Source organism: Chitinibacter sp. S2-10 (assembly GCF_046530675.1).
Lineage (GTDB): Bacteria > Pseudomonadota > Gammaproteobacteria > Burkholderiales > Chitinibacteraceae > Chitinibacter.
In genome coordinates this window covers 1,524,674-1,536,854 of record NZ_CP172558.1, presented here as the reverse complement: position 1 = coordinate 1,536,854, position 12,181 = coordinate 1,524,674, and the positions used below count along the sequence as shown (strand labels likewise).

15 protein-coding genes and 1 tRNA gene are annotated in these 12,181 nt (G+C 52.9%); 12 read left to right on the top strand and 4 right to left on the bottom strand.

The genetic code is table 11. From position 1 onward, the window contains the following. Positions 1-30: 30 nt before the first annotated feature. A tRNA-Met gene (locus ACG2XO_RS07325) sits at positions 31-107 on the bottom strand. Between the two features lie 114 nt (positions 108-221). Between ACG2XO_RS07325 and ACG2XO_RS07320 the strand changes: the two genes are divergently transcribed. The 10 genes from ACG2XO_RS07320 to ACG2XO_RS07275 all read left to right on the top strand — a co-directional run bounded on the left by ACG2XO_RS07320 (position 222) and on the right by ACG2XO_RS07275 (position 7,956). Beyond that, the gene (locus tag ACG2XO_RS07320) at positions 222-575 is read left to right on the top strand and encodes a hypothetical protein (protein ID WP_410500159.1); all 354 of its coding nucleotides are present in this window, start codon (positions 222-224) and stop codon (positions 573-575) included. 209 nt (positions 576-784) lie between these two features. Then, the gene (gene miaB, locus ACG2XO_RS07315) at positions 785-2,119 is read left to right on the top strand and encodes a tRNA (N6-isopentenyl adenosine(37)-C2)-methylthiotransferase MiaB (RefSeq protein WP_410500158.1); all 1,335 of its coding nucleotides are present in this window, start codon (positions 785-787) and stop codon (positions 2,117-2,119) included. A gap of 69 nt (positions 2,120-2,188) precedes the next feature. Continuing rightward, the gene (locus tag ACG2XO_RS07310) at positions 2,189-2,446 is read left to right on the top strand and encodes a type II toxin-antitoxin system prevent-host-death family antitoxin (RefSeq protein WP_410500157.1); all 258 of its coding nucleotides are present in this window, start codon (positions 2,189-2,191) and stop codon (positions 2,444-2,446) included. Positions 2,447-2,456: 10 nt separating this feature from the next. Next, positions 2,457-2,711 carry a Txe/YoeB family addiction module toxin gene (locus ACG2XO_RS07305; RefSeq protein WP_410500156.1) on the top strand — a complete coding sequence of 85 codons (255 nt, stop codon included), beginning with the start codon at positions 2,457-2,459 and terminating at the stop codon, positions 2,709-2,711. Positions 2,712-2,754: 43 nt separating this feature from the next. Next, entirely contained in the window at positions 2,755-3,774 is a 1,020-nt protein-coding gene (locus ACG2XO_RS07300; protein ID WP_410500155.1) for a PhoH family protein, read from the top strand. Positions 3,775-3,776: 2 nt separating this feature from the next. Then, on the top strand, positions 3,777-4,160 hold the full coding sequence (locus ACG2XO_RS07295) for a DUF5329 family protein (RefSeq protein ID WP_410500154.1): 384 nt from the start codon (positions 3,777-3,779) through the stop codon (positions 4,158-4,160). Between the two features lie 21 nt (positions 4,161-4,181). Further along, entirely contained in the window at positions 4,182-4,655 is a 474-nt protein-coding gene (gene ybeY / locus ACG2XO_RS07290; protein ID WP_410500153.1) for an rRNA maturation RNase YbeY, read from the top strand. A 106-nt stretch (positions 4,656-4,761) separates the two neighbouring features. Continuing rightward, positions 4,762-5,613 carry an HlyC/CorC family transporter gene (locus ACG2XO_RS07285; RefSeq protein ID WP_410500152.1) on the top strand — a complete coding sequence of 284 codons (852 nt, stop codon included), beginning with the start codon at positions 4,762-4,764 and terminating at the stop codon, positions 5,611-5,613. Between the two features lie 263 nt (positions 5,614-5,876). Continuing rightward, positions 5,877-7,343, top strand: a complete 1,467-nt coding sequence (gene lnt, locus ACG2XO_RS07280) for an apolipoprotein N-acyltransferase (RefSeq protein ID WP_410500151.1) — start codon at positions 5,877-5,879, stop codon at positions 7,341-7,343. 37 nt (positions 7,344-7,380) lie between these two features. Continuing rightward, the gene (locus ACG2XO_RS07275) at positions 7,381-7,956 is read left to right on the top strand and encodes a GIY-YIG nuclease family protein (protein ID WP_410500150.1); all 576 of its coding nucleotides are present in this window, start codon (positions 7,381-7,383) and stop codon (positions 7,954-7,956) included. A 36-nt stretch (positions 7,957-7,992) separates the two neighbouring features. On the opposite strand, the gene ACG2XO_RS07270 is transcribed toward ACG2XO_RS07275, so the two are convergent. The 3 genes from ACG2XO_RS07270 to ACG2XO_RS07260 are packed head-to-tail and all read right to left on the bottom strand — an operon-like array spanning position 7,993 to position 9,402. After that, entirely contained in the window at positions 7,993-8,535 is a 543-nt protein-coding gene (locus ACG2XO_RS07270) for an RDD family protein (RefSeq protein WP_410500149.1), read from the bottom strand. A gap of 14 nt (positions 8,536-8,549) precedes the next feature. Next, positions 8,550-8,861: a hypothetical protein gene (locus tag ACG2XO_RS07265; protein WP_410500148.1), complete on the bottom strand. Its 312-nt coding sequence runs from the start codon at positions 8,859-8,861 to the stop codon at positions 8,550-8,552. After that, on the bottom strand, positions 8,851-9,402 hold the full coding sequence (locus ACG2XO_RS07260) for an RNA polymerase sigma factor (RefSeq protein ID WP_410500147.1): 552 nt from the start codon (positions 9,400-9,402) through the stop codon (positions 8,851-8,853). Before ACG2XO_RS07260 ends, ACG2XO_RS07265 begins: the two co-directional genes overlap by 11 nt. A gap of 421 nt (positions 9,403-9,823) precedes the next feature. On the opposite strand from ACG2XO_RS07260, the gene ilvB reads away from it, so the two are divergent. Together ilvB and ilvN are read left to right on the top strand one after the other, a co-directional pair. After that, entirely contained in the window at positions 9,824-11,584 is a 1,761-nt protein-coding gene (gene ilvB, locus ACG2XO_RS07255; protein ID WP_410500146.1) for a biosynthetic-type acetolactate synthase large subunit, read from the top strand. Between the two features lie 13 nt (positions 11,585-11,597). Further along, a complete protein-coding gene (gene ilvN / locus ACG2XO_RS07250) occupies positions 11,598-12,089 on the top strand; it encodes an acetolactate synthase small subunit (RefSeq protein ID WP_410500145.1) in 492 nt (163 codons plus the stop codon). The last annotated feature ends 92 nt before the right edge of the window (positions 12,090-12,181 follow it).

The window sequence follows — 12,181 nt, the reverse complement described above, 5'->3', positions numbered from 1 at the left end:
TATTCTCTGGGAAACCCTGAGAATGGTATTTGGTGGCTATGACGGGACTCGAACCTGTGACCCCAGCATTATGAGTGCTGTGCTCTAACCAACTGAGCTACATAGCCAAGAGAAGCAGCATGATAGTGGCGGCATTAATCACTGTCAAGCCCTGCGGTATTTTTTCTTTCAATTCTGTGCGGCTCTTGTTACCATTAGCCCCTCTAACCGGAGACTCGCGTATGCGCAAGTTACTGTTTTTGTTACTTCTTGGTGTCTCAAGCTGCAGTTTCGCTGCCCGCATTCTGCCCAGCGGAAAACTGGCCGAACTGGAGAACTATCAGCCGCCGCAATTCAAACTCAGTGGCAAGGTTTATCAGGCGGCACCGGGCTTGCAAGTGCGTGGCATCAACAATACCTTGCTGATGCCCGGACAGATTGCCCAGTTACCGCGCGATAGCAAAGTCTGGTATCAGACCGAACCGAACACCGGCTATCTCTGGCGCATCTGGGTCGTCAATGCCGACGAAGCCAAACTACTGGCGCAAAGAGAGCAGGAAGAAAAGGCACAGATTGCGATAGACAATTCGAAATAGGGGTATATACAGCAAGCCCAATACAGAACTGAGCCACATCAATATACCCATACAAACATTACCGAGTTAAACAGATATTGCCCCGCCCGCAGCAGCAATATTCCTTTTAGTTTTTCAAGAACAGATGTGACCCGATATGCAGGAAAGTATTTAAGCAATTTTGTACTGCCTGCAGCCTTTTATAAGTATTTGAAGAAAGATGTGACCCAATGAGCAAGAAAGTATTTATCAAGACCTTTGGCTGCCAGATGAACGAGTACGACTCGGACAAAATGGTCGATGTATTGCACGCGTCCGAAGGCTTGAGCCGCACCGATAATGTTGAAGAAGCTGATGTGATTTTGTTTAACACCTGCAGCGTGCGCGAAAAAGCGCAGGAAAAAGTGTTCTCCGATCTGGGTCGCATTAAAGAACTCAAAAACGCCAACCCGAATATCGTCATTGGCGTAGGCGGCTGTGTGGCCTCGCAGGAAGGCGAGACGATTGTCAAACGCGCACCGTATGTCGACATTGTGTTTGGCCCGCAAACTTTGCACCGCTTGCCCGAATTGATTGCTGAAAAGCGCAAAACTGGCATTTCGCAAGTGGATATTTCTTTCCCGGAAATCGAAAAATTCGATCACATGCCACCGGCGCGCGTTGAAGGCGGATCGGCTTTTGTGTCGATTATGGAAGGTTGCTCGAAATACTGCTCTTTCTGCGTCGTGCCGTACACCCGCGGCGAAGAAGTATCGCGCCCGTTTGACGACGTACTGGTTGAAGTGGCGAACTTGGCGCAACAAGGCATCAAGGAAATCCATTTGCTCGGTCAGAACGTCAACGCCTACCGCGGTAAGATGGAAGACGGCGAAATTGCCGACTTCGCCACGCTGCTCGAGTACGTGCACGAAATCCCGGGTCTGGAGCGCATGCGCTTTACGACCAGCCATCCGAAAGAGATGACGCAGCGCATTATCGATTGCTACAAAAACTTGCCGAAATTGGTATCGCACTTGCACTTGCCAGTGCAAGCCGGCTCGGATCGCGTTTTGGTGAATATGAAGCGCGGCTATACGACGCTGGAATACAAATCACTGATCCGCAAACTGCGCGAAGCGCGCCCTGATATTTGCATGTCGAGCGACTTTATCGTCGGTTTCCCCGGCGAAACCGAAGAAGACTTCGAGCGCACGATGAAGCTGATCGAAGACGTGCGCTTTGACGCGAGCTTTAGCTTTGTTTACAGCCGCCGCCCAGGTACGCCCGCCGCCGATTTGGGCGACGATGTGCCGGAAGAAGTCAAATTGGCGCGCCTGAAACGCCTACAAGCGCGGATTGAAGAGTTTGCGTCTGAAATTAATCAGGAAATGCTCGGCACAGTACAGCGTGTGATCGTCGAGAAAATCTCGAAAAAAGACAGCAACGAGCTGGCTGGCCGTACCGACAATAACCGCATCGTCAACTTCCCCGGCAACCCGCGCCTGATCAATCAAATGGTCAATGTGCGGATCACCAAAGTGTTCCCGCATACACTTGGCGGTGAGCTGGTGATTGTGGACGAATAAGACCTACCTTGCTTTACGAATCTTCATTGTGCTAGTATTTGTACAACTTCAAAACAATGGAGATTCGCCATGGAAGCAATGACTTACAGCTACACCCGTCAGCATTTGGCCGACGTACTCAATAAGGTGAACGAAGATCGTTCACCGATTTTGATTACGCGCCAGACGGGTGAGCCTGCGGTGCTGATGTCGCTGACCGAATACAATGCCATCGAAGAAACCGCCCACCTCTTACGCTCCCCCGCCAATGCACAGCGCTTGTTGCAGGCCATTGCCGAACACCGCCAAGGTGCAGGTGAAATTCACGAACTGATTGACGCCGATTAAAGAGCCACTGATGCAAATCAAGTTCATGAGCACCGGCTGGGAAGACTATTTGTGGTTTCAGCAAAACGACAAAACCTTGCTCAAACGCATCAATCAGCTCATCAAAGAAATACAGCGTGAACCATTTCATGGCATCGGCAAACCCGAAGCGCTGCGACACAATCTGGCCGGTTACTGGTCGCGACGAATCAGCGATGAGCACAGACTGGTTTACACCGTCGAAAACGAAACGCTGATTATCTTGCAGTGCCGTTATCATTATTAAGCACATTGCAGGGTATAGCCTGCAAACCGAAACAGGAAATACCTTGCATACCGATACCCTCGCCTTCACCCCCATCGACAACACCCGCCTTGCCAATCTGTGCGGGCCGCTCGACGAGAATCTGAAACAAATCGAAAACGCGCTTGATGTAACGATTTCGCGCCGTAACGAGCATTTCAAAGTCGCTGGCCGCACAAAGGTCGTCAATCAGGCGCTCGATGCGCTCGAATACTTTTACAACGAAGCGGTGCGCAAAGAGCTGGAAGTTGACGATATTCAGCTCGGCCTAATTGAAATTATTCGCGGCCCAGAAGAAGCGCAATCTGATGTCGATACGCCGGTACTGCGCACGCGCCGTGCCGATTTGCGTGGCCGCACACCTGGGCAGAATGTTTATCTGAAAGCAATTCAAGATAACGACATCACTTTCGGCATCGGCCCAGCGGGTACCGGTAAGACGTATCTGGCTGTAGCCAGCGCCGTTGATGCCTTAGAGCGAGATACCGTCAAAAGATTGATTCTGGTTCGCCCTGCAGTGGAAGCAGGTGAGAAGCTCGGCTTTTTGCCCGGCGATTTAACGCAAAAGGTCGACCCCTACCTGCGCCCGCTGTACGACGCGCTGTATGACTTGCTCGGTTTTGATCATGTCACGCGCTTGTTTGAGAAAGGCATTATCGAAATCGCACCGCTGGCCTTTATGCGTGGCCGTACGCTGAACCACAGCTTTATTATTCTGGACGAGGCGCAAAACAGCACGCCCGAACAGATGAAAATGTTTTTGACGCGGATCGGTTTTGGCAGCAAAGCGGTGATCACCGGCGATCCGACTCAGGTCGATTTGCCCAAGCACATGAAGTCGGGTCTGGTCGATGCACAAGAAGTGCTGCAGGGCGTACGCGGGATTGGGATTCATCATTTCACCAGTGAAGACGTCGTGCGTCACCCGCTAGTGCAAAAAATCGTCAACGCCTACGAAAAAGCGACCAAAAAACGCGATGAAGAAGCCGCAGCCCGCAAAGCACGGCAGGAAGCAGAGCGCGAGCAGGCGCTAAAAAAGGAATAAGCATGCCGAAATTGACTCTGCCTGGCCTGCTCGCCAGCGCGCTGCCCGGACTATTACTGATCTGCGCTCTACCCGCGCAGGCCATCACGCCGCAAGCCGACGCCGAAGTGCAGCAATTATTGAATTTTGTTGGCCAATCGCAATGCACATTTATTCGCAGCGGAACAAGCTATAGCGCCAAAGAAGCACAAGAGCATCTGGGCATGAAATACGGCAAGGCGAAAAGCAAAATCAGCAGCAGCGAAGATTTCGTCAACGAAGTCGCCAGCAAAAGCTACCTCACCGGCAAGCCCTATACCGTGCAATGCCCGAAAACGGCCGAGCAAAGCGCCAAAAACTGGTTAAACACCGAGTTAAAGCGCCTGCGCGCAGAAAAGAAATCCTGAGTCATCACACACAAGCCATTTATGTCCAAGAACATCGAAATCAGTATCCAGAACGAAAGCGCCCTCAGCCCCATTCCGCGCAAAAAACTACTCAAAGAATGGCTACGCGCGGCACTCGGCGCACAGGTGGAAATGGCGCAAATTACATTGCGCTTTGTCGATGCCGAGGAAGGCCAGACGCTCAATCGCGAATTTCGCCAGAAAGACTACGCGACCAATGTGCTGACGTTTACCTACGACGAAGATATGCCACAGATCGATGGCCTGCCGCTGATGGGTGATCTGGTTTTTTGCGGCAGCGTGATCGAGCGCGAGGCGCTGGAACAGGGTAAACCACTGCTGGCACATTATTGCCATCTGGTCGTTCATGGCGCGCTGCATTTGCAGGGTTTCGACCATATTGAAGACGACGAAGCCGAGACAATGGAAAGCTTAGAAACGCAAATTGTCATGTCTTTGGGTTATGATGATCCCTATCTGAGCGAGAAAGAGTAGGAGCGGCTTTAGCCGCGAAGATTTCGCTACAAACACTTTCGCGGCTAAAGCCGCTCCTACGACACACAGACTCACCCTCTTCAATTACCAAGGAATATCTCCAACTATGGACGACGTACCGTCCCCGAGTCCCAAGCAAAACTGGCTTGAGCGACTCACCCATTTCCTGTTACGGGAGCCGGAAAACCGCGGCGAACTGGTTGAAATCATGCATTCAGCCTTCGAGCGCCACCTGCTCGACGCCGATGCGCTGGGCATGATCGAGGGCGTGCTCAATGTCGGCGACATGCAGGTGCGCGATGTGATGGTGCCGCGCTCGCAAATGGACGTCATCGACATCAACGACACGCCCGCCGAATTTATCCCCCGCGTCATCGACACTGCGCACTCGCGCTTTCCGGTGGTAGACGGTAGCAAAGACAGCGTGGTCGGCATTTTGCTCGCCAAGGACCTGCTGCGCTACTACGCCGAAGACGTCGAATTTAATGTCCGCGACTTGCTCCGTCCCGTTGTCTACATCCCCGAAGCCAAACGCCTGAACGTGCTACTCAAGGATTTTCGCAATAATCGCAACCATATGGCGATTGTCGTCGATGAGTACGGCGGCGTGGCGGGTCTGGTGACAATTGAAGACGTGATCGAGCAAATCGTCGGCGATATCGAAGACGAATACGACGAAGACGATACCGAAGACAATATCGTTCCTGATCGGCGTGGCAACTGGCGCGTCAAAGGCGAAACCGAAATTGCCGATCTGAACACCGAAATCGGCAGCCATTTCAGCGACAAGGACGTCGATACCGTCGCCGGACTAGTCACGATGGCCTTTGGCTGCGTACCCAAACGCGGCGAAGAAATTGTAATCGACGGCTATCACTTCCTCGTGTTGCGCGCCGACAGCCGCCGAGTGTATTCGGTGCAGATTGACGAGCATCTGGAACGGCACGAAACCGAATAGACCACCCTGACCTTGTCACTGGCAGGCTGTATCTGGCACATCGCTCTTTGGCGAGCCACATACAGCCTGTTTTAATTTCCTGATTAGGTAGACACCTCAGCACTAATAAAAAAGCATTTCGTAGGAGCGGCTTGAGCCGCGAAAGCAATGTAAATCATGCCAATATTCGCGGCTCAAGCCGCTCCTACAAATGAAGCTGAGATTGCCACCTAATCAGGTTTAATTTTCTCGCCGGCTCAATGCCAGCAAAGTACTATCCGGACATGACCCTTACCCGCCCCCAGCAAATTCTCGTTCAAACCCTCGCAGGCAGCATCAGCGTGCTCGCCTTTGCGCCGGTGTCGCAATTCTGGCTGATGCCAGTTTGCCTGTGGGTATTTTTTCTCGGCATCCGGCAGGCGAGCAGCGGTCGCTGGGCCGCAATCAATGGCCTGGCATGGGGACTGGGGTATTTCTGTGCAAACGCCAGCTGGATTTACATCAGCCTGCATACCCATGGCGGTATGCCGGTCTGGATGGCCGCAGGCAGCACGTTTGCTTTTGCACTGTTTCTGGCGTGTTTCCCGATGCTCGCCGCGCTATTCACCCGAAAATGGCGCTGCAATGACAGTCTGCGCTACGCACTGCTCGCACCGACGCTGTTTATGATTTTTGAATGGATACGTGGCTGGATTTTTACCGGTTTCCCATGGGCATCGGTCGGTGGATCACAGCTAGCAAGCCTTGGCGGGCTATACCCCATAGTCGGCAGCTACGGTGTCGGCTTTTTACTCTGCCTGAATGTGGCCAGCTTTATCCACAACAAGCGTCTCGGACTAACGCTGGCTTTTGCACTGATCAGCAGCAGCGCACTGCTTAAGCAAATCGACTGGACGACCCCGCAAGGGGCGCCAATCAAGGTCAGTCTATTACAGGGCAATATTGAGCAATCGATCAAATGGAACCAGACCAGTTATAACGACAGCCTGCAAAGCTACTTAAAGCTGGCTCGGCAAGCGCAGGGGCAATTGATTGTTTTTCCGGAAACCGCCATTCCGTCCTTACTGGAAATGATTCCGGCCTGGTATCTGGACGAAATGCGGCAAATCATGACGCAGAAAAATGCGGCAATGATACTCGGGGCGGCGACCAGCGACGGCGAGCGCTACTTTAACGCAGCGGTCGACCTCGCCAATCCGCAGCGCACACCGTACGCCAAGCAGCATCTGGTGCCCTTTGGCGAATACATTCCACTGCCTCAGGTTTTCGGGCCGATTTATCAATTTTTGAAAATGCCGCTGATCGGCCTATCGCGCGGCGAGCCGGTTCAGCCGCCATTTGCAATGGCCGGCGGCAAAATCGCCGCAAACATCTGCTATGAAGACGCCTTCGGCAACGAAATCCGCCGCAACGCCGTCAACGCGACGCTGCTCGTTAACCTGACCAATATGGCCTGGTTCGACGGCTCGTGGGCCGCCGAAGAACACGCCGAAATGGCGCAAGCGCGCGCACTCGAAAACGGCCGCTATTTAATCCGCGCGACCAACACCGGCAAAACGGCGATCATCGACAACAAGGGTCAAATCATCGCCGCCCTGCCCCCGCAAACGCGCGGCGCGCTCGAAGGACAAATCCAGCACCGCATTGGCACGACGCCGTATCAGATTTGGGGGGACTGGCTGGTGATTTTGGCGTGGGCTGGGGTGTTAGCAGGTTTATTAGCTCACTATCATAGAAAGTCAGCCGAATAATTTCACGATTTAAATCACTCAATAAAGAACACCGGAAATGGCTCAAAATCCGTTTTACGTTTATGCCCTAAAAGATCCAAGAAGCAAGCCCGCCAAACCGTTTTATATTGGTAAAGGCACTGGCAATCGTGCGTGGGAGCATCAAATTAACATTGATGACTCCGAAAAAGGCAATGTAATTAAAGGAATTTTGGAGTCCAACCAGAAAGTCATTCACACCATCATTTCCGACAATCTTACCGAACAACAAGCACTAAAGATTGAAGCTGAGCTAATTTCAGCATTTGGCATCCGTTCACAAGGTGGCATGCTCACCAATAAGGTAAAGCCGAATCCTGACAACATAAGCAGACAAATAAAACTAAACATTCCAGATGGTTGCTATGAAAAATCACAAATGGCATTAGAGTTACTTAAATCTGCGGTGATGGCGCTTGCAAAAGCCAATCTGAATGGAATATCTAACTCAGATGCGGCGAAATATTTAGGGCTACAGTCAGACTATGGCGGCGGCTCAAAAGACTATCTGAGCTACAGCATCATTGGTTTATTAATGAAAGAAGGTAGACTAATTAGAAACTCTCACAAAAAGCATGTCGCTACAGGTGAATAGCACAAAACAACAAAGCCGCGAATCTCGCGGCTTTTTTTATTTCTTCTTCGGGCTATTCACGATCCGCGTTCCAGCGATGCGGTCGTGCAGAAGTTGTTTGTCGGCGTCAAACCAGACATAGAGCCACGGCACGCAAAACCAGACGGTACCAAACCACGCCCAGACCTTGATGTGCGGCTGGTGCAGCGCAAGTACCCACAGTGGAGTCAGCGGTACATAGAAAGCGCTGGCAACCGCAAAACGGATCGCTGCTGTACGCCAGCTCAATTCGCCCGCCAGCGGCGCGATGCGCATCCGCCAGGTCAGCATCGCCAGCGTCTGACCGCGCGTCCAGCTCCAGCCAAAATAGGCAAAAGCGACCAGCAACAACCATACCCCATTCAGTATTCTCGCCCAGAGTAGGCTGGACAATTGCTCCGGAGCTATACCCGTCAAGAGTTGTACCATTCCTTGAAACAGCCCGCCGGCAATCAGCAATAGCGCGACCAGCAACAAGATTTCATACGGCAAGGCGAGCAAGCGTCGCCCCAATGTTGCGTTGCCCAGATGTTTTTCGACTGCGGTTTCTGTGTTGCTCAAAATCGGCTTACCTTTTATTCATTGTCCAGGCTGTCATACAGCACTTCGTCGACCCATTGTTCGGTGACCGCGCCGTTATAGGCTGCGGTTTGTTGCACGCGTTGCCAGCCGAGCAGCGCGATCAGCAAAGCCAGACCAATCAGCCAGACACGATATTGCTGCGCCCAGATCAGCACCGAGCCGTATGCCGGTCGACTTTGCGTCAGCATCGCCCTTTGCCGCGCCGCGAGCAATTCGCGACGAACAGTGGCATAGGGCTGGGCCTGCTTGAGCAGACGAGCCAGTTGCTGTCCCTGCTGATCCGGCGTGTGCAGATCATTTTTCATCACCAGCCCCTTGTAAGTATTTTGCCAGCGCATGGCAGGCGCGCGAACAGTGTGTTTTGACCGAGCCTTCCGAACAGCCCATGATTTGCGCGGTTTGCGCGACGTCCATCTCTTCCCAATAACGCAGCAGGAAGGCTTCGCGTTGACGTGCCGGCAATTGCGACAGGGCGATTTCGATCCGTTCGACCGATTGCTGGCGGATCAGCAATGTCACGGCGTCAGCGCCAAAATCGCTGTCGTCGGCGATATATTCGAGCGGATCGTCCTCGGCTTCATCGCCGCGACTGGAGAACAGGCTGACCCAGAAGCGCCTCACCTTTTGCCGTCGCAGCGCATCGCGGATGGTGTTTTGCAAAATGCGCTGAAACAGCAGCGGCCATTCGCTACTGTCATGATCGACATAATGCATCGAGAGCTTAAGCATCGCATCTTGCACGACATCGAGCGCAGCATCTCGGTCGCGTAGCGCGATCCAGGCTTGTCGCCACGCCCGCTGCTCGACTTGGGCGAGAAACTGATCCAGTTCGGCTTGCGCTTTCAAATCTTCGCTTCCCTATTCGACTCAATCCGAAACCGCGTGAAATACACTGCAAAAACAGGGGATTGATACTAGCAAACGCGGCGATAAACGGCTAGAAAAACTTGCCAATTCACACGCCTTCGGGTAACTTTAGCGCCCTACACCAAGTCACACCAAGCTGTGCGATGACGTTAAGCGTCGCGCCCAGCACCGTTTCGCTTGCGCCAACGCATCACCACACGTATCAATACCGACCAAAAGTTGGTAAATGGCGACCAAGCTCGGTACTACGGTTTTTCTGATCTGCGTTTTCACAAAAAATGCACGTCAACAAAAGCCCAAGCGGGTTGATACAACCCACCCTCGCATTGCCGTGCGGGGGACTCCAGATTGCCCGAGGCAAGCTGGGGAACCGATCAACATTGACTCAGGACTCACACCGATGGAAATTTCGGGCGCAGAAATACTCGCGCGATGCCTTGCGGAAGAAAACGTTGAATTCGTTTTCGGCTACCCGGGCGGCGCGGTCTTGGAAATCTATGATGCGATTTTCAAGCAACACAAATTCAAACACGTTCTCGTTCGTCACGAACAAGCTGCCGTTCACGCTGCTGATGCTTATTCACGCTCTTCGGAAAAAATCGGCGTTGCGCTGGTGACTTCGGGCCCGGGCGCGACCAATGCCTTAACCGGCATTGCGACAGCGTTTATGGACTCGATCCCGATGGTCGTGATTTCCGGCCAGGTCGGTACACCTGCGATTGGTTCGGATGCATTCCAGGAAGTCGACATGGTCGGCTGTTCACGTCCTATCGTGAAGCACAACTTCTTGGTCAAAGACATCAAGGATCTGGCAACGACCGTCAAAAAGGCTTTCCATATTGCAACGACAGGCCGTCCCGGCCCGGTTGTCATTGACGTGCCTAAAGACGTGACACAAGCCAAAGCGGTTTTTGACTATCCGAAATCGGTGTCGATCCGCAGCTACAATCCGCCAGTCAAAGGCCATCCGGGTCAGATCAAGAAAGCCGCAGCCCTGCTCGCTGAAGCGAAACGCCCGTACATTTACGTCGGCGGCGGCGCGGTACTGGGCAATGCGTCAGCTGAAGTCACCGAGCTGGTTCGCATGCTGAACGTGCCTTGCACCAATACCTTGATGGGCTTGGGCGCGTATCCGGGATCGGACCCGCTGTTTGTCGGCATGCTCGGCATGCACGGCACTTACGAAGCCAATATGGCGATGCAATACGCCGATACGATTATCGCGATCGGCGCACGCTTTGACGACCGCGTGATTTCGAATCCGGCACAATTCTTGTCGCAAACGAAACGCATCGTTCAAATCGACATCGACCCATCGTCGATTGCCAAACGCGTCAAAGTTGACGTGCCTATCGTTGGCGACGTCAAAGAAGTACTGAAAGACCTGATCGCCGTATTGAAAGAAGGCAATATCCGTCCAAGCGAGAAAGCACTGAACGCCTGGTGGGATCAGATCAACGACTGGCGCAAACCTAACAGTCTCTGGTACGCGCAGGACGACGAAATCATCCAGCCGCAATTTGTGATGCAAAAGCTGTACGAAGTGACCGGTGGCAGCGCCATCATTACTTCCGACGTCGGCCAGCACCAGATGTATACCGCGCAATACCATCCGTTCAATCGTCCGCGCCAATGGATCAACTCAGGCGGTCTGGGAACGATGGGCTTTGGCCTGCCAGCTGCAATGGGCGCGCAACTGGCCAACCCGGACGCGACCGTGGCGTGTATTACCGGCGACGGCTCGATCCAGATGAATATTCAGGAATTGTCGACGTGCAAGCAGTACCACACGCCGGTCAAAATTATTAACCTGAACAACGGTTATCTGGGCATGGTGCGCCAGTGGCAAGAATTCTTCTACGGCACGCGTTATTCCGAGTCGTACGTTGATGCGCTGCCTGATTTTGTCAAACTGGCCGAAGCGTATGGCCACGTTGGCATGCAGATCAGCAAACCCGCCGACGTTGAGCCGGCGCTGCGCGAAGCGTTTGCAATGAAAGAGCGTCTGGTATTCATGGATTTTCTGACCAATCCGAAAGCCAATGTGTTCCCGATGATCCAGAACGGCAAAGGCCTGAACCAGATGGACTTGCCGCCGCATATGCAAAACATGCAGCTGGTGCCGTTTGAAAACAACCGTGACTACGGCAATCTTTGCTAAGGAGAGATGAATCATGCGTCATATTTTGTCTGTCCTGATTGAAAACGAAGCCGGCGCGCTGTCGCGCGTAACGGGTCTGTTTTCAGCCCGCGGTTACAATATTGATTCTTTGACGGTGCAAACCACCGAAGATCCAACGATGAGCCGGATGACCATTGTCACGCACGGCTCGGACGATGTGATCGAGCAAATCACCAAGCAGCTCAACAAGCTGATCGAAGTGGTGAAAGTGATCGACCTGAACGAGGCCGATCATATCGAGCGCGAACTGATGCTGATCAAAGTGCGTGCTACCGGCAAAGATCGCGACGAAATGAAACGGATGGCGGATATTTTCCGTGGCCGCATCATCGATGTGACCGAGAAAAGCTACACCATCGAATTGACCGGCACGGGTGAAAAACTCGACGCCTTTATCAAGGCGCTGGATCAGGCTGCAATTCTGGAAACTGTCCGCACCGGCGCCTCTGGCATCGGCCGTGGCGAACGGATTCTGAAACTTTAAGCGGGGTATTTGCCTGTAAAACAGCACAGGCAAGACCTGCAGAGCAATACCCATTAGAAACCAATTAAAAGTTTCCACGCAAGGCGCATAGC